The sequence below is a fragment of the Pseudomonas sp. NPDC087342 genome, assembly GCF_044744265.1.
Lineage (GTDB): Bacteria > Pseudomonadota > Gammaproteobacteria > Pseudomonadales > Pseudomonadaceae > Aquipseudomonas > Aquipseudomonas nunensis.
On record NZ_JBIUXZ010000001.1, the window covers coordinates 457,854 to 477,473 of the forward strand.

Annotated in this window: 19 protein-coding genes and 1 pseudogene; 12 read left to right on the plus strand and 8 right to left on the minus strand. The window is 61.5% G+C overall.

Annotation, left to right across the window (positions count from 1 at the left end; translation table 11 throughout):
• Positions 1 to 8: 8 nt before the first annotated feature.
• From ACIOYV_RS02190 to ACIOYV_RS02220, 7 genes and pseudogenes are all read right to left on the minus strand, one after another.
• Complete coding sequence (locus ACIOYV_RS02190) at positions 9 to 371, minus strand: Na+/H+ antiporter subunit G (RefSeq protein WP_054614405.1); 363 nt, start codon at positions 369 to 371, stop codon at positions 9 to 11.
• Positions 368 to 646: a K+/H+ antiporter subunit F gene (locus ACIOYV_RS02195; protein WP_054052807.1), complete on the minus strand. Its 279-nt coding sequence runs from the start codon at positions 644 to 646 to the stop codon at positions 368 to 370. Before ACIOYV_RS02195 ends, ACIOYV_RS02190 begins: the two co-directional genes overlap by 4 nt.
• Positions 643 to 1,131, minus strand: a complete 489-nt coding sequence (locus tag ACIOYV_RS02200; protein ID WP_401320455.1) for a Na+/H+ antiporter subunit E — start codon at positions 1,129 to 1,131, stop codon at positions 643 to 645. Before ACIOYV_RS02200 ends, ACIOYV_RS02195 begins: the two co-directional genes overlap by 4 nt.
• Entirely contained in the window at positions 1,128 to 2,813 is a 1,686-nt protein-coding gene (locus tag ACIOYV_RS02205; protein ID WP_401320459.1) for a monovalent cation/H+ antiporter subunit D, read from the minus strand. The genes ACIOYV_RS02200 and ACIOYV_RS02205 overlap by 4 nt, the downstream gene beginning before the upstream one ends.
• Positions 2,810 to 3,154, minus strand: coding sequence for a Na+/H+ antiporter subunit C (locus ACIOYV_RS02210; RefSeq protein ID WP_054052801.1), 345 nt, complete (start codon positions 3,152 to 3,154; stop codon positions 2,810 to 2,812). Before ACIOYV_RS02210 ends, ACIOYV_RS02205 begins: the two co-directional genes overlap by 4 nt.
• Complete coding sequence (locus tag ACIOYV_RS02215) at positions 3,154 to 6,090, minus strand: monovalent cation/H+ antiporter subunit A (RefSeq protein ID WP_401320462.1); 2,937 nt, start codon at positions 6,088 to 6,090, stop codon at positions 3,154 to 3,156. Before ACIOYV_RS02215 ends, ACIOYV_RS02210 begins: the two co-directional genes overlap by 1 nt.
• A 244-nt stretch (positions 6,091 to 6,334) precedes the next feature.
• Positions 6,335 to 7,364, minus strand: a pseudogene (locus ACIOYV_RS02220) (DMT family transporter).
• On the opposite strand from ACIOYV_RS02220, the gene ACIOYV_RS02225 reads away from it, so the two are divergent.
• The 12 genes from ACIOYV_RS02225 to ACIOYV_RS02280 all read left to right on the plus strand — a co-directional run bounded on the left by ACIOYV_RS02225 (position 7,359) and on the right by ACIOYV_RS02280 (position 19,059).
• Positions 7,359 to 7,922 carry a helix-turn-helix domain-containing protein gene (locus tag ACIOYV_RS02225; RefSeq protein WP_401320464.1) on the plus strand — a complete coding sequence of 188 codons (564 nt, stop codon included), beginning with the start codon at positions 7,359 to 7,361 and terminating at the stop codon, positions 7,920 to 7,922. The pseudogene ACIOYV_RS02220 and the gene ACIOYV_RS02225 sit on opposite strands and share 6 nt — an antisense overlap.
• A gap of 127 nt (positions 7,923 to 8,049) precedes the next feature.
• The gene (locus ACIOYV_RS02230; protein ID WP_401320467.1) at positions 8,050 to 8,382 is read left to right on the plus strand and encodes a hypothetical protein; all 333 of its coding nucleotides are present in this window, start codon (positions 8,050 to 8,052) and stop codon (positions 8,380 to 8,382) included.
• A gap of 168 nt (positions 8,383 to 8,550) precedes the next feature.
• Positions 8,551 to 9,744 (plus strand): SfnB family sulfur acquisition oxidoreductase, encoded by a 1,194-nt coding sequence (locus ACIOYV_RS02235; protein WP_401320469.1) that lies wholly within the window; start codon positions 8,551 to 8,553, stop codon positions 9,742 to 9,744.
• Positions 9,745 to 9,754: 10 nt separating this feature from the next.
• A complete protein-coding gene (locus tag ACIOYV_RS02240; protein ID WP_401320472.1) occupies positions 9,755 to 10,192 on the plus strand; it encodes an acyl-CoA dehydrogenase in 438 nt (145 codons plus the stop codon).
• Positions 10,192 to 11,595: an LLM class flavin-dependent oxidoreductase gene (locus tag ACIOYV_RS02245; protein ID WP_401320474.1), complete on the plus strand. Its 1,404-nt coding sequence runs from the start codon at positions 10,192 to 10,194 to the stop codon at positions 11,593 to 11,595. Before ACIOYV_RS02240 ends, ACIOYV_RS02245 begins: the two co-directional genes overlap by 1 nt.
• Positions 11,596 to 11,828: 233 nt before the next feature.
• Entirely contained in the window at positions 11,829 to 12,734 is a 906-nt protein-coding gene (locus ACIOYV_RS02250) for an acyl-CoA synthetase (RefSeq protein WP_401320476.1), read from the plus strand.
• Positions 12,731 to 13,507, plus strand: a complete 777-nt coding sequence (locus ACIOYV_RS02255) for an ABC transporter ATP-binding protein (protein WP_163914411.1) — start codon at positions 12,731 to 12,733, stop codon at positions 13,505 to 13,507. The genes ACIOYV_RS02250 and ACIOYV_RS02255 overlap by 4 nt, the downstream gene beginning before the upstream one ends.
• Positions 13,507 to 14,388 carry a branched-chain amino acid ABC transporter permease gene (locus tag ACIOYV_RS02260; protein ID WP_054052782.1) on the plus strand — a complete coding sequence of 294 codons (882 nt, stop codon included), beginning with the start codon at positions 13,507 to 13,509 and terminating at the stop codon, positions 14,386 to 14,388. Before ACIOYV_RS02255 ends, ACIOYV_RS02260 begins: the two co-directional genes overlap by 1 nt.
• Before the next feature lie 4 nt (positions 14,389 to 14,392).
• Positions 14,393 to 15,442 (plus strand): branched-chain amino acid ABC transporter permease, encoded by a 1,050-nt coding sequence (locus ACIOYV_RS02265; RefSeq protein WP_054052780.1) that lies wholly within the window; start codon positions 14,393 to 14,395, stop codon positions 15,440 to 15,442.
• A gap of 25 nt (positions 15,443 to 15,467) precedes the next feature.
• Positions 15,468 to 16,808: an ABC transporter substrate-binding protein gene (locus ACIOYV_RS02270; RefSeq protein ID WP_290027259.1), complete on the plus strand. Its 1,341-nt coding sequence runs from the start codon at positions 15,468 to 15,470 to the stop codon at positions 16,806 to 16,808.
• Between the two features lie 3 nt (positions 16,809 to 16,811).
• Positions 16,812 to 17,579 carry an ABC transporter ATP-binding protein gene (locus ACIOYV_RS02275; protein WP_401320478.1) on the plus strand — a complete coding sequence of 256 codons (768 nt, stop codon included), beginning with the start codon at positions 16,812 to 16,814 and terminating at the stop codon, positions 17,577 to 17,579.
• 7 nt (positions 17,580 to 17,586) lie between these two features.
• Complete coding sequence (locus ACIOYV_RS02280; RefSeq protein WP_401320480.1) at positions 17,587 to 19,059, plus strand: FAD/NAD(P)-binding protein; 1,473 nt, start codon at positions 17,587 to 17,589, stop codon at positions 19,057 to 19,059.
• A gap of 178 nt (positions 19,060 to 19,237) precedes the next feature.
• Here ACIOYV_RS02280 and ACIOYV_RS02285 read toward each other — a convergent pair whose 3' ends face one another.
• Positions 19,238 to 19,483, minus strand: a complete 246-nt coding sequence (locus ACIOYV_RS02285; RefSeq protein ID WP_054053488.1) for a hypothetical protein — start codon at positions 19,481 to 19,483, stop codon at positions 19,238 to 19,240.
• Positions 19,484 to 19,620: the final 137 nt, after the last annotated feature.

Sequence of the window (19,620 nt, forward strand, 5' to 3'; positions counted from 1 at the left end):
CTCAGAACCTAACCCTGACTCTCTGTGTGCCGACTACTCACCTCTGCCGGCACATCATCCCCGGCCATGCGCTTGCGGAACAACGCCGCGCGCGCCAGCAACAACGTGGTCACCGGCACCGTGATTGCCAACAGAATCGGAATCAGCCACGCGTGCAATATCGGCGCGGACTTGAGTGCTGAAAAGTAAATGATCGACGCCAACGCCACACACCATGCGCCCAAGGTCGACGCCAGCGCGGGAGGGTGCATGCGCTGGAAGTAATCCTTCATCCGCAACAACCCGGCCGCGCCAATCAACGCAAACAGACTGCTGAGCACCAGCAGGATCGCCACCGGGATCTCGACCCACAACGACAATTCGCCATTCATTCGATCACCTCGCCACGCAGCAGGAATTTGGCCAGGGCAAACGAGCCGACGAAGCCGAACAAGGCGATCAGCAGCGCCGCCTCAAAGTAGGTGTCACTGGCATAACGAATACCCAGGGTCAGCATCATCAGCATGGCGATGATGTACAGGTAGTCCAGCGCCAGCACCCGGTCCTGGGCCGAGGGGCCTTTGAACAGGCGGATCAGCGTCAGGATCATCGCCAGGGAAAAGATGAACAGGCTCAGCAGGATCGCGTTCGACAGCAGGGCGCTCATTCGAAGATCTCCATCAAGGGCCGCTCGTAGGTGGTCTTGAAGTGCTCGATAAACGACGCTTCGTCATCCAGGTCGAACACGTGCAACAACAGAATGCTGCGGTCCAGCGACAGTTCCGACCAGACTGTGCCGGGCACCACGGTGCAGATCATCGACAGCGCCGCGAGGCCGTTGGCGTCGTGCAAGTCCAGCGGCACTTTGATAAACACCGAGCGCGGTGGACGCCGGCCGGCGTTGAGCACGCCCCAGGCCACGGCGAGGTTGGACGTCACCACGTCGCGCCCCACGAGGAAAAACAGCCGCACAATCACATCGGGTCGCCGAATACGGATGGGCAACGGTCGCAATTTGCGCATCATCAACGGCGCGCAGAATCCGAGCATCGCACCCAGCAGCAGATTGCCGGGGCTCAACGACAGGTTCAGCAGCAGCCACAACAGCCACAGCGCCAGGGACAACCACGGTGCAGGAAACAGGCGCTTCATGGTTGCACCTCTGCCATCGCGGTCTTGGCTTCGGGGCTCGGAACCGCGCGGGTACCGAGCACCGCCATCACGTATTGCTGCGGGTTGTTCAAGGCATCCGCCGCAGCCTGGGTATAGCGCAACAGCGGTTCGGCCTTGAAGGTCAGCGCAATGCTCAGTCCCAGCAACGCGATGATCGGCAAGCATTCAAAGCGTCGCAGCAGTGGCGATGGCCGCTCTTCAGGCGTCCAGAACCGCTGGATGCCCAGGCGCGAGAAGGCAATCAGCGAAGCCAGCCCGGACAGGACCAGCAATGCCAGCAAGCCCCACGCCGCGTTGGATACCGGCACGTCACCGCTATGGCCCAGGCCCAACGGGTTGAGCAGGGCGCTGAGCAGGCCGAGTTTGCCGATGAACCCGGAAAGTGGCGGCATGCCGATGATCAGCAGCGAGCAGGCAATGAAACTCAGACCGAGGAACGCCATGGTCCAGGGGATCACCTGGCCGACCACGGCTTTTTGTTCGTCGTCGAGGTTGATGCCTTTGGGCGGTTGCAGGGATTCCATCGGCCGTGGCAACAAGTCGCCGTCGTCGTACAGCGGCATCTCATTCACCGAACGGGAGCGCTCGATCAACTCGGCCAGCAGGAACAGCGCGCTCAATGCCAACGTCGAGCTGACCAGATAGAACAACGCCGCGCCAATCAGGTTCGGCTGGGCGAAACCGATGGCCGACAGCAGAATTCCCGCCGACACCAGAATGCTCAGGCTGGCCAGGCGTTCCAGGCGTTGCGCGGCCAGGATTGCCACGCCGGCGCAGACGATGGTCGCCATGCCGCCATAGATCAGCCAGTCGCCGCCAAAGTAGGCGGACGCCCCGGCCTGACCGGAGAACAGCAGCGTCCACAGCCGCAGTAAGGTGTAGACGCCAACCTTGGTCATGATCGCGAACATCGCCGCCACTGGGGCGCTGGCGGCGGAGTAGGCCGGCACCAGCCAGAAGTTCAGCGGCCACATCCCGGCCTTCGCCAGGAACGCCACCGCCAGAATCGCCGCGCCAGCATGCAGCAGGCCGCGATCAGCCTCAGGCACGAGCGGGATTTTCATCGCCAGGTCGGCCATGTTCAGCGTGCCGGTGACGCCATAGATCAGTGCCGCGCCAATCAGGAACAGCGACGAGGCCAGCAGGTTGATCGAAATGTAATGCAGCCCCGACGATACTCGCGCCCGCCCCGAGCCGTGCAGCATCAGGCCGTAAGACGCGGCCAGCAGCACTTCGAAGAACACGAACAAGTTGAACAGGTCCGCCGTCAGGAAGGCGCCGTACAGGCCCATCATCTGAATCTGGAACAGCGCGTGGAAGCTTGAACCGGCGCCGTCCCAGCGAGCCATGGCGAACAACAGGGCGCTGACGCCGATGATCCCGGTCAGCACCAGCATCAACGCCGAAAGGCGATCCACCACCAGCACCAGGCCGAACGGCACTTGCCAGTTACCCGGCAGGTACACGCCGATGGAACCGGGCACGCCAGTGGTCTGCGTCCATTGCAGCAGCAACACGGAAATGCCCAGGCCCACCAGGCTGGAGAACAGGTTGATCTTGGCTTTCAACGGGCGATGTTTTTCGCCAAGCATCAGCATGATCGCGGCGGTCAGCAGCGGCAGCAGAATCGGTGCGGCGATCAGGTGCGTCATCGCATTCATTCTTTAGGCTCCCGGCCATCCACATGGTCGGTGCCGGTCAGGCCCCGAGAGGCCAGCAGCACCACCAGGAACAGCGCGGTCATGGCGAAGCTGATGACGATGGCGGTCAATACCAGCGCTTGTGGCAGCGGGTCGGTGTAATGCAGCAAATCCTGGGGCACGCCGTCCTTGATGATCGGCTCTTTACCGATAAACAGGCTGCCCATGCTGAAGATGAACAGGTTGACGCCGTAGGACAGCAGACACAGACCCATGACCACCTGGAATGTCCGTGGCCGCAGGATCAGCCAGACGCCGGACGCGGCCAGAATGCCGATGGCGATTGCGATGACTTCTTCCATCAGACGGCTCCTTTGGCGGCAACGGATCGGGGCAGGGCGGCAGATTTAGGTTGTGCCGCCGTTTTGTGACCCCGTACCGATTGGTGGGCGAGGGCAGTGAGGATCAGCAGCGTCGAACCGACCACCACGGCGTACACGCCGATGTCGAAGAACAACGCGCTGGCGACATGAATGTCGCCGAGCACCGGCAAGTTGAAATGCCAGGTGTGGGTGGTCAGGAACGGATAGCCGACCACCATCGCCCCCAGCCCGGTAGCCGTGGCGAACAACAGTCCGGTGCCCATCCAGCGCAGCGGTCGCAGGCTCATTTGCGCCTCGACCCACTGCGTGCCGGCGACCATGTATTGCAGGATAAAGGCGACGGACATCACCAGCCCGGCAACAAAACCGCCACCCGGTTGGTTGTGGCCGCGCATGAATAGATAGAACGAGACCACCATGGCAATCGGCAGCAACAGACGCACCAGCACCGCCGGCACCATCATGAAACCGAGTGCGGTGTCGCTGGCCTGACGCGGGTTGACCAGGTCAGTAACCACGTCGGGTGCGAGCAAACGCTGCTGGGCCGGCAATTGCAGGCTTTCTTTCGGTGGGCGGAAGCGGCGCAGCAGGGCAAACACAGTCAGTGCCACGGCCACCAGCACGGTGATTTCACCGAGGGTGTCGAAGCCACGGAAGTCCACCAGCATCACGTTGACCACGTTGCTGCCGCCGCCTTCAGGCAGGGCGCGACTGAGGTAGAACGAGGAAATATCGTTCGGTGTCTGGCGGGTCAGCATCGCGTAGGACAGCAACGCCATGCCGCCACCGACCAGGGCCGACAGCAGCAAGTCACGGATACGCCGGATGCGCGCCTTGCGCAGGGTGCTTGGCAGCGGCGACACCTCTTCGATCCGGCGTGGCAGCCAGCGCAGGCCCAGCAGGATCAGGACGGTGTTCACTACTTCGACCACCAATTGCGTCAGGGCCAGGTCCGGTGCCGAGAACCAGACGAAGGTCACGCAGGTCATCAACCCGCAAACACTGACCATGGTCAGGGCCGCGAGACGGTGATATTTGGCCTGCCACGCGGCGCCGAGGGCACAGGCAATCGCCAGCAGCCAGAGGATCACGAACACAATCGAGCCCGGAATCTTCGGCCGGTCGCCCCAGCTCAGGCTGCTGTGGAGCATCGGGATCAACCCGGCCAGCACGGCGGCGAGCACCATCAGGAACAACTGGGTTTGCAAGCGTTTGGTGCTGATCCGTCGCTCCAGGCGACGGGCCAGGCGCATCATGACCACCAGGCTGCGTTCGAACTGGCGCTTGCCATTGAGGCGGCCAATCAGCGGCGGGTACTTGAAGCGTCCGCGCTTGAGCTGATTGCGCAGCAGCAGGTAGAGCACGATGCCGCCGGACATGGCGATCAAACTCATGATCATCGGCGCGTTCCAGCCGTGCCAGATCGCCAGGCTGTATTCAGGCAGGGTGCCGCCGACCACGGGCAGGGCCGCCGCCGCGAGCAACGGGCCAACCACTTGCGCCGGGAATATCCCGACGATCAGGCAGGTGAACACCAACAACTCCACCGGCGCACGCATCCAGCGTGGCGGTTCGTGCGGGATGTGGGGCAGGTCGGTGGCGGGCGGGCCGAAGAACACGTCGACGGTAAAGCGCAGGGAGTAGGCGACGCTGAAGGTGCCGGCGATGGTCGCGACGATCGGCAACGCCATTTCGACCCAGGCCGTGGCGTTGATGAACACGGTTTCGGCGAAGAACATCTCTTTGGAGAGGAAACCGTTGAGCAACGGCACGCCGGCCATCGAGGCGCTGGCGACCATCGCCAGGGTGGCGGTGAACGGGATCAGCTTGATCAGGCCGCTGAGCTTGCGAATGTCCCGGGTGCCACTTTCGTGGTCGATGATCCCCGCGGCCATGAACAGCGAAGCCTTGAAGGTGGCGTGGTTGAGAATGTGGAACACCGCAGCCACGGCGGCCAGTGGACTGTTCAGGCCCAGCAGCAGGGTGATCAGGCCCAGGTGACTGATGGTCGAGTAGGCCAGCAGGCCCTTGAGGTCGTTCTGGAACATCGCGCAGTACGCGCCGAGCAGCAAGGTGCAGGCACCGGCCCCGCTGACGATGTAGAACCATTCTTCACTACCCGACAGTGACGGCCACAGCCGTGCCAGCAGGAAAACCCCGGCCTTGACCATGGTCGCCGAGTGCAGATAAGCCGAAACCGGGGTTGGCGCCGCCATCGCGTGGGGCAGCCAGAAGTGGAAGGGGAATTGTGCGCTTTTGCTCAAGGCGCCGATCAGGATCAGGGGCAGCAGGATAGGGTAGAGGGCATGTGCGCGAATCAGGTCGCCGGCGGCCAGGACCTTGTCCAGGTCATAGCTGCCGACCACATGGCCGAGCAAAACAACCCCCGCCAACAGGCACAATCCCCCGGCACCGGTGACCATCAGCGCCATATAGGCACCGCGACGGGCATCGGCGCGGTGGTGCCAGTATCCGATCAACAGGAACGAGAAGAGGCTGGTGAGCTCCCAGAAAAACACGATCTGGATCAGGTTGCCGGAGATCACCAGTCCGAGCATGGCGCCCATGAATGCCAGGAAAAACGCGAAGAACCGCGGCACCGGATCGTCCGGCGACATGTAGTAGCGGGCGTATAGCGAAACGAGCGTGCCGATGCCCAGCACCAGTAGCGAGAACAGCCAGGCAAACCCGTCCATGCGCAGGACGAAGTTCAGTCCCAGGCTGGGCAGCCAGAAAAACTCTTCGCGGATGACGCCGCCATGGGCGATCTGCGGGTACAGGAGGGCGACCTGGATGGTGCCAATCAAGGCAACCAGGCCAGCCAGCAGCGATTCGGTGTTGCGCGCGTTGTGTGGCAGCAAGGCCGCGACACAGCTGCCGATAAAAGGCAGAAGCAGTAGAACTATCAGGGACATAGGCTTCTAATCTGCGGAAGTTTGTGAAGCATCATACGTGCCAGATCCTGGATCGCAAAACGCCAACTTGTGGCAGGATCCTACAAGGTAGGCGAGATAGGCTGGTTTTTCAGGGTTTGCGCAGGATTGTTTGCAGCATGTCCGGCCCCTTCGCGAGCAAGCCCGCTCCCACAATGGTTTGGCGTACACCAGACACCTGTGGGAGCGGGCTTGCTCGCGAAGAGGCCCTGACAGCCAGCATCAATTAATCGGCTGTCTCGCTTTCCAGCGCCTCCTCGACCTGATCGCGATTCTTACCCTTGGTCTTCAACTCACTGACAATCACCGCCGCCACAATCAACCCGGCCCCCACCAACGCAATCCCCGGCAGTCGCTCTCCGGCAATCCGCCCGACAATCCCGGCCCACACCGGCTCACCGGCATAAATCAACGTAGCCCGGGTTGGCGAAACACTCTTCTGCGCCCAGTTCATCGCCACCTGAATCGCCGCACTCGCCGCACCCATCCCCAGCGCGCTGCACAACAGCAGCCAGGAGAAATGCGGAATCGCTTCCTGAGTCGGCACCACCATCAGAAACGCCAGCATCGACGTCACCGCCAATTGCACCACCGTCACCCGACGCACATCGACCTGGCCCGCATAGGTGCTGATCAGAATGATTTCGGCGGCAATCGCCACGGTGCTGATCAGCGTGGCGATTTCGCCGGGGCTGAAGTTCAGCGAGGCACCGGATGGCCCGGACAGCATCATCAACCCGGTGAAGGCCAGCATGATGCCGATGCTTGGCATCAAACCCGGACGCTTGCCGAAGACCAGCCATTGCAGCAACGGCACGAACGGAACATAGAGGGCGGTAATGAATGCCGACTGACTGCTGGGAATTGTCTGCAAGCCCACGGTCTGCAGGCCATAGCCGAGCATGATCGCCACGCCGATAAAGGACCCGGCCTTGAGTTCCAGCAGCGTCAACGCCCGCAGGCTGCGCCAGGAGAACAACGAGACAATGCACGCCGCCGCGGCAAAGCGCAGGCCCACGAAAAACATCGGCCCGCTGACGGTCATCGCGTGCTGCACCAGCAAAAAGGTCCCGCCCCAGATCATCGTGATCAGTACCAGCACGCACTCGGCCTTGCTGAACCGCGAGAAACGGGAAGATGCCTGAGGGGAGTTCACTGACGTCATGGCCTTGCGCGCTACCTGGAGCGGACGCACAATGCGCCCGAATGTTGCGCAGTATACTGCCCAACCCCACCGAGTGAGCAATATAGTGCACAAAGATTCTCCCCCGCGGGCTTCGGTCCTCCAGCACGTCAGCCTGAACGTCCGGCGTCTGCGCCACGCCGCCGATATGAGCCAGACCGCGCTCGCGGAAAAGTCCGGGGTCAGCCGACGGATGCTGGTGGCGATCGAGGCCGGCGAGAAAAACGTCAGTTTGACCACCCTCGACCGCGTGGCCGAAGCGCTGGACGTGGCGTTTAGCGACTTGATCCAGGCGCCAGACGTGCGCGATCCGAGCCGCATCAATGAACTGGCCTGGGCCGGGACCATTCCTGGCAGCAAAGCGGTGCTGCTGTCCAAAGCCACCGCCACCCGCGAAGTGGAACAGTGGGAATGGTGCCTGCAACCGGGGGAAATCTACCCGTCGGAACCGGACGCCGATGGCTGGAGCGAACAGATCTACGTGTTCGAAGGCTGCCTGACGTTGATGCTCGGCGACACCCCGCAGCGAATCGCCGCCGGTGAGTTCTTCATGTTCGCCAGCAACCAGCCGCATTCCTATCGCAATGAAGGGGATGTGGCGGCGCGGTTTGTGCGTAATGTGGTGATTTGATCGGCGCTGATTGTCTGCTTCAAACTCGTAGACCTGTTACTTCTTACAGTAGACGATCGGCCCCGGATCCCGACAATGACGAGTGCGCCAGCGGACTTTCGCGCTCTCCTCACTATTGGGTTCAACCATGTCTATTCCACAAAAAAAGCTATCAGGGCTTTTACCTGCACCCGGCGTATCGATGGCCTGCGATAGCACGGTCTTTATCGAAGAAATCGTCGGTGGCGCCTGGGTCGATGTTGAGCTGCAGCGGGGTGTCTATCCAGGCATTCAGGTGACCCTTCAATACAGCCATGGCATCACCTGCGGGATGATCACAGCACCATTGAATGGCGGGCATGCCTGGTTCCTGATTCCTGCCCGTGCCTTCGGCGACGGGAAAATTCAGATTCACTACTGGATTGATGGCCTCTACCAGAAAAGTGAAGTCCTCGATTTATATGTATCGACGCGATTATGACTCAGGCCGAGCTGTTGGCAGGGCAACAGTGATTAGGCAGTTTGTGTTTTTTCAGTTAATTTATTTTCTTCAATTGATCTGTAAACAGTTGATTTAAAACATATTAGTAAATTGGCACGACTTCTGTAACAGCTCCAGGGTATTCACCCGGAACCAAGGAGTCGGCCCATGACAACTTCACCTCCCACTGCCCATTTGATCCGCTCGGACGCCGAGGCCATCGCCGTTGCGCACAAGCTTGCTGCACGCTTCGCCGTCGAGGCCAGCGTCCGTGATCGCGACCGACGCCTGCCGGTGACCGAGCTCGACGAGTTTTCCGCCAGTGGCCTGTGGGGCATCACCGTTCCCAAGGAATACGGCGGCGCCGGGGTGTCCTACGTGACGGTCGCTGAAGTGATCAAGATCATTTCTGCTGCCGATTCGTCCCTCGGCCAGATCCCGCAAAATCACCTCGGCGTGCTCGATATCCTGGTGCAAACCGCCACCGAAGAGCAGAAGCGCTACTACTTCGGCAAAGTCCTGCTGGGTTACCGTTTCGGCAATGCGTTTTCCGAATCCAAAAGCAAAAACGCCGGTGCGTTTGAAACCCGTATTCGTTTCAATCAGGACACCGCGCAAATCGACGGCGAGAAGTTCTATTGCACCGGTGCATTGTTCGCGCACATCGTGCCGGCGGTGGCGATCAACGAACAGAACCAGGCGTTTATTGCCTTTATTGAGCGGGACAATCCCGGTCTGACGGTGATCGACAGTTGGGACGGCTTCGGCCAGCGCACCACGGCCAGCGGAGGCGTAACCCTCAACGCGGTGAAAGTGCCGTTGAACGCGGTGATCCCGGCGCACAAGGCCTTTGACGAACCCACCGCTGACGGCCCGATTTCGCAAATCATCCAGGCCGCCGTGGACACCGGTATCGCCGTCGGTGCGCTGGAAGAGACCAAGCGCTACGCCCGCGAATCCCGCCCGTGGATCGACAGCGGTAACGATTACGGCTGGCAGGACCCGTTCAGCATCGCCGCGATTGGCGATCTTGAATGGCGCGTCCACGGCACCGAAGCGATTCTGAAAAAGGCCGGGCTGGCCATCGACGCAGCATTGCTCAATTCCAACGAAGACACGGTCGCCCACGCTTCGGTAGTGGTGGCCCAGGCCAAAGTCTTGTCCGCCGAGATTGCCTTGCTCGCCAGCAGCAAACTCTTCGAACTCGCCGGCACTCGCTCGGTGCTCGGCAAATACAACCTCGACCGCCACTGGCGCAACGCCCGGACCCACACCTTGCATGATCCGGCGCGCTGGAAATACCACTTGATCGGCAACTATCTGCTCAACGGCGTGAAGCCTGCGCGCCACGCCTGGAACTGAGGAGCCCACCATGAATGCATTGACCCAACCGATCAGCGCCGAGCAGCCCTTGGCCAAAAGTCAGCACGACTTGCACAACGCCCGCAGCCTGCTGGATGCGACCCTGCGGTTTGTCCGCCAGAACGGGCTAACCACGCAGGATCCGTATGTCATCAGCCGCTTCGGCGATTTGCACATTCGTATCGAAGTCGCCGCCGCGCTGCTGGAACGTGCCGAAGCCTTCCTCAACAGCCATGAAGACGACACCGAAATCAGCGTCGCCATCGCCGAATCGCATCTGGCCAGCGCCGATGCCTTGAATGCCGTGAGCAACGCCGAGTTCGAACTCACCGGCCAACGCACTCCGTTGCACGGTTCACTGCACGACCCGCTGCGCTGGAAACTCCACCTCATCGGCAACTTCCGCCTCAACGGCATCCATCCCCCTAGCTTCAGGAGCGCCGTTTGATGGCCCGTGAAATTCGTCTTAATGCTTTCGACATGAACTGTGTCGGCCATCAGTCACCGGGGTTGTGGGCGCATCCGCGCGATCGTTCCTGGCAGTACAAGGACCTCGAATACTGGACCGATCTGGCGAAAATCCTTGAACGCGGCAAGTTCGACGGCTTGTTCATTGCCGATGTGCTCGGTATCTACGACGTCTACAACGGCAACGGTGACGCGGCGATTCGTCAGGCGGCGCAGGTACCGGTCAACGATCCGCTGCAACTGATCCCGGCGATGGCGCTGGTCACCGAGCACTTGGGTTTCGGCCTGACCGCGTCGTTGTCCTTTGAGCATCCTTACCCGTTCGCCCGGCGCCTGTCGACCCTCGATCACCTGACCAAGGGCCGCGCCGGCTGGAACATCGTGACTTCGTATCTGGAAAGCGGCGCGAAGAACCTCGGCCAGAAAAACCAGACCGAGCACGACGCCCGCTACGACTTCGCCGAAGAGTATCTGGAGGTTTGCTACAAGCTGTGGGAAGGCAGTTGGGAAGAGGGCGCGATCCTGCGCGATCGCGAACGGCGGATCTTCAGCGACCCGAGCAAAATCCATGAGATCCAGCACGTCGGCAAACACTTCCAGGTGCCGGGCATTCACCTCTGCGAGCCTTCGCCGCAACGTACGCCAGTGTTGTATCAGGCCGGCGCGTCGAGTCGCGGCAAGCAGTTCGCGGCTGAGCACGCCGAGTGTGTATTCGTTGCCGCGCCATCGAAAGTGCTGCTGAAGAAGACCGTTGCGGACATCCGCCGGCGTGCCGCTGAAGCGGGGCGCGATCCGAAGAAGATTCTTATTTTCAACCTGCAAACGGTGATCCTTGGCGAGACCGATGCCAAGGCCAAGGCCAAGTTCGAGGAATACAAAACCTGGGTCAGTTATGAAGGCGCCATGGCGCTGATTTCGGGCTGGACCGGGATCGATTTCAGTCAGTTCAAGCCGGACGAACCGCTCAAGCATGTGCACACCAATGCGATTCAGTCGGCGGTGGAAGCGTTCTCCACAGCGGACCCGAACAAGGTCTGGACCCCGAATGAATTGGCGGATTGGGTGGGGATTGGCGGGTTTGGGCCGTTGTTTGTCGGCAGCCCGGAGACTGTCGCGGACCTGTTGCAGGAATGGGTTGAAGAGACGGATGTGGACGGTTTCAACCTGGCGTATGCGCTGACCCACGAAACCTTTATCGACGCCGTGGAATTGCTGGTGCCGGAGTTGCAAAAGCGCGGCGTGTACAAGACCGAATATGCGCCGGGGACCCTGCGCGAGAAGTTGTTTGGGGAAGGGCCGAGGTTGCCCGACATCCATCCGGGGGCTGGGTATCGGGATTTGGCGGGGTTGCGGCAGCAGGAGAAGAAAGTGCTGTCGGCGTAGACGCCTTCGCGGGCAAGCCTCGCTCCTACAGGTGACCGAGTCGCCCGGGAGAAATGCAATCCCCCTGTAGAAGCGAGGCTTGCCCGCGAAGAGGCCGGCACATTCAACATCAGTGTCGCCAGACAGACCGCTTTCGCGAGCAAGCCCGCTCCCACAATTGGATCGTGGTCGTTTTACAGATTTCAGCCCAGCGGACCACCGCACGCTTTTGCCCATGACATAGAGGTCAATCCATGAGCGTGCATGAACTCAAGCGTCCGCCCAGCGCGGACGCTGCCGAATGGCAGGTCAAGGCGCCCCAGGCTTTGGAGCAGTTGCGCCATTGGGGGCAGGTCAGTCCGTTGCAAACGGCGTTGCGTCACAAGCGCCACGGTCAGTGGTTTGTCTGGCGCTGGATCGATGCCTTGCGCGATGTCGAGCGTCTGGCCGATGGCTTGCGTCAGCAAGGGTTTACCGAGGACTCGCGGCTAGCCCTGAGCGGCGCCTTCGAACCGAATCTGTTGCTGCTGGCCCTGGCCGCCCGGCATGTCGGCGGCGAAGTGCTGACCTTGCCCGACACCCTCGACGCCGAGTCATTGCACAAAGCGCTGTGGCGCGGCCGTCCGACTCACGCCTTTATCCAGGGCCGGCAAACCCGGCAACTGTGGCTCAACCACGGCCAATCGCTGCTGGACTTCAACGAACTGCTCGGCCCTGTAGAACCGCCGCAACGCCAACGCCTCGGTGCCCACGGTGCGCAACTCTGGAGCGAAGAGGGCACGCAATGGCAGGACGGCCTCAGCGTTCTGCTGGAGCAATGGCTGGCCAGCGGCCAATCCCTGGCCTTCCCGGAAAGCCCCGGCAGCGCCAGCCGTGATCGGCGAGAAGTCGCGCCGTCCGGGCTGCTGCTGTCCGCCGAACGCCTGCAACGCCTGGCCGACGAAATCGACAGCCGTCTCGCCCCCCAAGGCACCTGGCGCCGACGCCTGTGCGACTGGGCCATCGCCCACCCGGAAAAACCCCTGCAACGCCTGATCAAGAATCGCGTTCGCCGACTGCTGGGCTTCCACAACCTGCATTTCATCTGGCAAGCCACCCGCACGCCAGGCGCTCAACCCGCGCCAACCTGGCTCGCCGAATTCAAACGGGACATCGCATGAGCTCGACCGATTCCATCCTGCAAGTCAGCGGCATTTCGCTGTCGTTCAAAGGCGTGAAAGCGATCAACGACTTGTCCTTCGACGTGCGCCGAGGCGAGATCTGCGCGCTGATCGGCCCCAACGGCGCGGGCAAGAGTTCGCTGCTCAACGTGCTGAACGGCGTGTACCGCTTCGATGCCGGTTCGATCGTCTTCGAGCAGCAACCATTCAAACGCATCGACCCGCTGAGCGCCGCGCGCCGGGGCATCGGTCGCACGTTCCAGAACAACGCGCTGTTCAAGAAGATGAGCGTGATCGACAACATCCTCACCGGCCTGTCCCGGCACTTGCGCAGCAGCTTCATCGAACAAGCCCTCAACCTGCCGCGCGCCCGGCGTGAAGCCGCAGACTTTCGCCAACAAGCACAGGGCATTCTCGAATTCCTCGAACTGCAAGCCCACCGCGACGTGCCGGTGGGCAATCTGTCCTACGGCCTGCAAAAACGCGTAGAGCTGGGCCGCGCCTTGATCGCCGGCCCGCGCCTGTTGCTGCTCGATGAGCCAATGGCCGGGATGAACGCCGAAGAGAAACAGGAAATGGCGCGATTCATTGCTGACATCAACCGCGACCTCGGCACCACCGTGGTGCTGATCGAACACGACATGAGCGTGGTCATGGGCCTGTCCGACCACGTGGTGGTGCTGGATTACGGACGCAAAGTCGGCGACGGCACGCCCGCCGAAGTGCAGGCCGATCCGGAAGTGATCGCGGCCTATCTGGGAGTGGTGCACTGATGACCTTCTTCTTCGAAACCCTGCTCGGCGGCTTGCTCGCCGGCACCATGTATTCGCTGGTCGCGATTGGCTTCGTGCTGATCTACAAGGCCAGCGGCGTGTTCAATTTCGCCCAGGGCTCGATGCTGCTGTTCGCCGCGCTGACCTTCGTCAGCCTGCACGACCAAGGCGTGCCGTTTGCGTTAGCGTTGTTGCTCACCGTGGTGGTGATGATCATCGGCGCACTGTTGATCGAACGGCTGGTGCTGCGGCCCTTGGTCAATCGTTCGCAAATCACTCTGTTCATGGCCACGCTCGGGCTGTCGTTCATCATCGAAGGTCTGGCTCAAGGGCTGATGGGCTCGCAAGTGCGGGCGCTGGATCTGGGCATCGACGACGTGCCGATTTTCATTGGCGGGATGATGGTCAGCCAGTTCGACCTGATCGCCGCCGCAGCCGCCATCGTGCTGGTGACGGTGCTGGCGCTGTTGTTCAACAAGACCCGCATTGGCGTGTCCTTGCGCGCCGTGGCGGATGACACCACCGCCGCGCTGTCGATCGGCATCAACCTCAATCGCATCTGGCAAATCGTCTGGGCGGTGGCCGGGATTGTCGGACTGGTCGCCGGATTGCTCTGGGGCGCGCGCCAAGGCGTGCAGTTTTCCCTGTCGCTGGTGGTGCTCAAGGCCTTGCCGGTGTTGATCATCGGCGGCTTCACCTCGATTGGCGGGGCGATTGTCGGCGGGCTGATTGTCGGTGCGGCGGAGAACCTCGCCGAGGTCTACATCGGTCCGCTGATCGGCGGCGGCATCACGCCGTGGTTCGCGTACGTCCTGGCTTTGGCCTTCCTGTATATCCGTCCCGCCGGCCTGTTCGGCGAGCGCGCCATCGAGCGAGTCTGAACCCATGTCGATTTCCCTTACCCGCGAAACCGCGCCGTCGGTGTTGATCCAGCGTCGTGTGCCGTTTGGCCTGCTCGGCTTGTTGTTGATCGCCTTCGTCATCGTGCCGCTGACCGGCAACGACTATTGGCTGAACGCGATCCTGATCCCGTTCCTGGTGCTGTCGCTGGCCGGGCTCGGCCTGAATCTGCTGACGGGCTACACCGGCCAGACGTCGGTCGGCGCGGCGGGATTTATGGCGGTCGGCGCGTTTGCCACGTATGGATTTTTGCTGCGATTGCCTGAACTCGGCTTGCCGGTGGCTCTGCTCGGCGGCGGCTTGATCAGCGCCGTGGTCGGTTTTGTCTTCGGCCTGCCCAGTTCGCGGATCAAGGGTTTCTACCTGATGGTCACCACGCTGGCCGCACAATTCTTCCTCGAATGGCTGTTCGTCAAATTCCCCTGGTTCTACAACTACGGCTCGTCCGGGACCATTTCCGCGCCGAAACTGGCGCTGTTCGGCCATGACCTGAACACACCGGTCGGGCGTTATTTGCTGACCCTGACCACGGTGCTGTTGTTGACCTGGGTCGCCGTGAACCTGGTGAAAAGCCAGATCGGCCGCAACTGGATGGCGATCCGCGACATGGACACTGCCGCCGCCGTGATCGGCATCCCGGTGGTGCGCTACAAACACCTGGCGTTCGCCGTCAGCTCGTTCTACCTCGGTATCGCCGGGGCGTTGTGGGCCTTCGCTTACCTGGGCACCGCCAGCGCCAGCAGCTTCGATATCAATCGATCGTTCCAGATCCTGTTCATCATCATTATCGGCGGCATGGGCAGCATCGCTGGCAACTTCGTCGGCGCGGCGTTTATCAGCCTGCTGCCGATCCTGCTCAGCCACGCCGGGCAAGCGTTGTTCGGTGGCGCGGTGGACGCGGGGCAATTGCAGAACCTGCAAAAAATCATCTTCGGCGTGTTGATCATCCTGTTCCTGATCAAGGAACCGGAAGGCTTGATTCGCCTGCTGGGCAACCTTCGTGAACGGCTGAGCCACTGGCCGCTGCGCTTCTGAATTCCTGACCTATTAGAGAGACAACATGCGTGCATCCTTGAAACGTTCCTTGCTTGGCGCTGCGCTGACGCTGGCGGTTTTCGGCACTGCGGTGCCAATGGTCCAGGCCTCGCCGGACCAGCAATTCTTCCCGTTGGCCACCTACCGCGTGGGCGCCTATGCCTCCAGCGGCGTGCAGGTGTGGGCCGGCATGCTCGATTACCTGAACTACATCAACGAGGTGGAGGGCGGGATCAATGGGGTGAAACTGGTCTGGCAAGAATGCGAGACCGAGTGGACGGCGGAGAAGGGCATCGAATGCTATGAGCGCTTCAAGAAAGGCCTGGACGGCGCGCCGGTGGCGATCTATTCCCCCAACGGTGCACCGGCAGCGTATGCGCTGAGCGAGCGCGCCGAGGTCGATAAAATCCCGCTGATCACCCTCGGCTACGGCCGCACCGAAGCCACCGACGGCACGGTGTTCCCGTACAACTTCCCGGTGATGCTGACCTTCTACAGCGAAGCGTCAAGCCTGATCAACTACATCGCCCAGCGCGAGGGAGGCTTCGACAAACTCAAGGGCAAGAAAATCGCCACGGTCTACCACGACTCGGCTTACGGTCGCGAAACCCTTGGCCCGTTGAAGCTGTTGGCGGAGAAGTACGGCTTCGAAAACATCCAGATTCCGGTGGCCGATCCAGGCAACGAACAATCGTCGCAATGGCGGCAGATTCGCCAGCTCAACCCGGACTGGGTATTCCTGCGCACCTGGGGCGTGTCGACCCCGGTGGCGGTTAAGACGGCTGCGCGTTTCGGCTTCCCGGTGGACCATATCGTCGGCGACATCTGGGCCAGTTCCAGCGAAGACGTGTTGCCCGCAGGCGCCGCTGCCAAAGGCTATCTGGCGCTGACGCCATACCCGGCCGGCACCGATTTCGAGATCCACAAACGCCTCAAGCAATACATCCTCGACAAGGGCAAAAGCGACCTCAAGGACCTGAAGAATTTCGGCAGCGTCTACTACAACTCCGGGCTGGTGAACGCCGCCGTGATGGTCGAAGCGATCCGCACTGCTCAGGGTAAATTCGGCAAACGCCCATTGAACGGCGAGGAAGGGCGCTGGGGCCTGGAGCATTTGAACATCGACGACGCGCGGCTCAAGGACATGGGCTACTTCGGGCTGATGCAGAACCTCAAGCTGTCCTGCAAGGATCACGAGGGCGGTGGTTCGGCGCGGGTGCAGCAATGGGACGGCGCGAACTGGACGCTGATCAGCGACTGGATCCCGGCGGATCGCGCCTTGCTGCGGCCGTTGATCGACGAAAAATCCGCGGCGTTCGCCAAGGAAAAAGGCCTGACGCCGCGCACCTGCACCGGGGATGAATAAGCCATGAGCCAAGCCGCCACGGATAACGCCGCGCAGCAGCTGTTGCAGGTCAAGGACATCGAAGTGGTCTACGACGGCGCGATCCTGGCCGTGGCCGGGGTGTCGCTGACGGTGCCCAAGGGTGGCATCGTTGCGTTGTTGGGGGCCAACGGCGCGGGAAAAAGCACCACGCTCAAGGCGATTTCCGGGCTGGTGCGGGCCGAGCGCGCGGAGGTCAGTCGCGGCAGCATCGAGTTTCTCGGGCGTGATACGGCCGGTGTCGATCCGAGCGTGCGGGTGCGCCAAGGCATGGTGCATGTGCTGGAGGGTCGGCACGTGTTCCCGCAATTGACGGTGGAGGACAACCTGCGCAGCGGCGGGTTTGTCCGGGGCTTGAGTCGCCAGGAACTGGCCCGGGACCTGGAGCGAATCTACGCTTGGTTCCCCCGCCTGAAAACCAAGCGCAAGACCCAGGCCGGGCTGACGTCCGGTGGCGAGCAGCAGATGGTCGCCATCGGTCGGGCGTTGATGACACGTCCTACTTTGGTATTGCTTGATGAACCTTCCATGGGTTTGGCGCCTATTATCGTCCAGGAAATTTTCGAGATCGTGGCCCAGCTCAATCGTGATGAAAAGGTTAGCTTCCTGATTGCCGAACAAAACATTAATGTGGCGCTGAAATTCGCCTCCACGGCCTACGTACTTGATACCGGTAGGGTGGTGCTGAACGGCAGCGCCGAGCAATTGCTGGCCCGGGGCGATTTGCACAACTTTTATTTAGGTCAACACTGAGAACTTCATGACTCAAATTCCAAGCGGACAGGCCACGGACGCCATCCGCCACGCAGACATTCTGATCATCGGAGGCGGCCTGAGCGGCGCCTTGCTGGCCGCTCAGTTGATGCGATTGCCGGGTCAGCGCCATGTGCTGGTGATTGAACCGCGGGCCGAATTAGGCCGGGGAGAGGCTTACAGCGCCGTCGAACCGGGCCACACAATGAACGGAAATGCAGCGCGCATCAGCGTCGATCTGGATAAACCCAATGACTTGACCGAGTGGCTGACCGGGTACATCGCGGCGGGGGGCTGGCCCGAGTCTGACGAGCAACATGTGCCGGTCAGCGAAATGTTCCCGCCTCGTGGGATTTTCGGCCTTTACGTGCAGCAGCGTTTGGCGCAAGCGCAAGCGATGGGGGCGTTGAACGGTTCCAGTCTCGAGCATGTGCGGGCCGAGGTGGTTGACCTGCAAACCCTCGACGATTCCGTGCGACTGACCTTGAGCGACGGTAAACGCCTGCAAGGTGCATTTGCGGTGCTGGCCACGGGAATGTTCACTGCCGCGCGCACGCCGCAGACCAAATCCTGCGGTTTGAATGCAGCAGCGTTGGATCCGTGGGACATCGCCGCCATGCAGCAACTCGACCCGCAATCCACGGTACTGATCATCGGCTCGGGCCTGACCATGATCGATGCGGTGGTGTCGCTGGAACAGGCCGGGCATCGCGGGCCGATCGAAGTGTTTTCCCGTCACGGATTGCTACCCCATGTCCGGCGCCAACCGCCGGCCTGGGTGGATTTTCTCGCACAAGACCCCAGCATTCGCACACCGCGACAGGCGATGCGCGCACTGCGCCAGCACTGCAAGGACGCCATGGCCCAAGGCATCGACTGGCAAGCGCCGCTGGATACGGTTCGGCAGCACATCGGCCGGTTGTGGAGCCAGGCGACGGACGTGCAGCGTCGGCAATTCGTGCGGCATGTACGGCCGTGGTGGGAGAGTCATCACCACCGTTCGCCGCCGTTGAGCGCGCAATTGGTGGCGCGGCTGCACGGGGAAGGGCGGTTGCGGATTCAGGCGGCATCGTTCAACGGTCTGGAGCCTTCCGTGAGTGGTGAGGTGAGCATTCGCATCCGGCGTCGCGGCGAAGCGCAAACGGTGATCGTCAGCGGTGCGGCATTGATCAATTCCAGTGGCATCGAATACGACTGGCGCCGGGTCGCTCGTCCGCTGCCACAGCAGTTGCTGGCGCGTGGATTGATCAAGCCGGGGCCATTGGCGCTGGGGATTGCGGCGGCGGTGGATGGCGCGGTGCTGGATGCCGAGGGGCAAGTTGCCCAACGGTTGTTTGCCATGGGCCCACCGTTGCGCGGCATGTGGTGGGAGAGTACAGCGATAGCGGATGTGGTGAGTCAGGCCAAGGCTTTGGCAACACGGCTAGCTGTAGCAGCTGCCGAGCCTGCGAGGCTGCGTTCGGCGGCGAAGCCGTCGTAAAATCAGTGGCTGCGTTGTTTCAGGATGACCGTGCATAGCGGGTTTACGACGGCTGCGCCGCCGAACGCAGCCTCGCGCAGCTCGGCAGCTGCTACCACGGGTATCAGTGGCTGTTAAAACGGAGAAACCCCGGGTAGAGCGGATCTACCCGGGGTTTCTTGTTTGAAGCGGCGCAAACTTACGAATCGATACGCTGATATTTCGAACCGAACTCAGGGCGGTTTTCAGCCACGTAGAGTTTGGCTTGTTCGGCGTTCTGCTGCAGGTTGACGCTGCCTTTGCGTTCAGTGTCGATGCTGACGCTGTTGACGTTCTGGGTCGCTGGTTGGCCGACTTTTACCGCAGCGATGGATTGGGTTGCGGCCATGGCCGAGGTAGCGCCAAGGACGGTAAGGGCGAAGGTAAGACCGATGATGCTTTTCATGATGTTGCTCCAGAGAGTGGGAAGAAGATGTGGCCACTCTAGTGCTGGAGCGCGGAGATGAGAAAACACCCTGACGCATAGTTGATATCGAGAGCGTTGATCCATTCAGTTGACAGGTGTTGATCGCATTTTCTGTG

Bases quoted from the DNA above. Each gene is read 5' to 3' on its own strand.
- ACIOYV_RS02235 (WP_401320469.1), top strand. From the start codon at position 8,551: ATGACAACTTCACCTCCCACTGCCCATTTGATCCGCTCGGACGCCGAG.
- ACIOYV_RS02285 (WP_054053488.1), bottom strand. From the start codon at position 19,483: ATGAAAAGCATCATCGGTCTTACCTTCGCCCTTACCGTCCTTGGCGCT.
- ACIOYV_RS02205 (WP_401320459.1), bottom strand. From the start codon at position 2,813: ATGAATGCGATGACGCACCTGATCGCCGCACCGATTCTGCTGCCGCTG.
- ACIOYV_RS02265 (WP_054052780.1), top strand. From the start codon at position 14,393: ATGTCGATTTCCCTTACCCGCGAAACCGCGCCGTCGGTGTTGATCCAG.
- ACIOYV_RS02200 (WP_401320455.1), bottom strand. From the start codon at position 1,131: ATGAAGCGCCTGTTTCCTGCACCGTGGTTGTCCCTGGCGCTGTGGCTG.
- ACIOYV_RS02255 (WP_163914411.1), top strand. From the start codon at position 12,731: ATGAGCTCGACCGATTCCATCCTGCAAGTCAGCGGCATTTCGCTGTCG.
- ACIOYV_RS02275 (WP_401320478.1), top strand. From the start codon at position 16,812: ATGAGCCAAGCCGCCACGGATAACGCCGCGCAGCAGCTGTTGCAGGTC.
- ACIOYV_RS02210 (WP_054052801.1), bottom strand. From the start codon at position 3,154: ATGGAAGAAGTCATCGCAATCGCCATCGGCATTCTGGCCGCGTCCGGC.
- ACIOYV_RS02195 (WP_054052807.1), bottom strand. From the start codon at position 646: ATGAGCGCCCTGCTGTCGAACGCGATCCTGCTGAGCCTGTTCATCTTT.
- ACIOYV_RS02280 (WP_401320480.1), top strand. From the start codon at position 17,587: ATGACTCAAATTCCAAGCGGACAGGCCACGGACGCCATCCGCCACGCA.
- ACIOYV_RS02190 (WP_054614405.1), bottom strand. From the start codon at position 371: ATGAATGGCGAATTGTCGTTGTGGGTCGAGATCCCGGTGGCGATCCTG.
- ACIOYV_RS02245 (WP_401320474.1), top strand. From the start codon at position 10,192: ATGGCCCGTGAAATTCGTCTTAATGCTTTCGACATGAACTGTGTCGGC.
- ACIOYV_RS02240 (WP_401320472.1), top strand. From the start codon at position 9,755: ATGAATGCATTGACCCAACCGATCAGCGCCGAGCAGCCCTTGGCCAAA.
- ACIOYV_RS02270 (WP_290027259.1), top strand. From the start codon at position 15,468: ATGCGTGCATCCTTGAAACGTTCCTTGCTTGGCGCTGCGCTGACGCTG.
- ACIOYV_RS02250 (WP_401320476.1), top strand. From the start codon at position 11,829: ATGAGCGTGCATGAACTCAAGCGTCCGCCCAGCGCGGACGCTGCCGAA.
- ACIOYV_RS02230 (WP_401320467.1), top strand. From the start codon at position 8,050: ATGTCTATTCCACAAAAAAAGCTATCAGGGCTTTTACCTGCACCCGGC.
- ACIOYV_RS02260 (WP_054052782.1), top strand. From the start codon at position 13,507: ATGACCTTCTTCTTCGAAACCCTGCTCGGCGGCTTGCTCGCCGGCACC.
- ACIOYV_RS02215 (WP_401320462.1), bottom strand. From the start codon at position 6,090: ATGTCCCTGATAGTTCTACTGCTTCTGCCTTTTATCGGCAGCTGTGTC.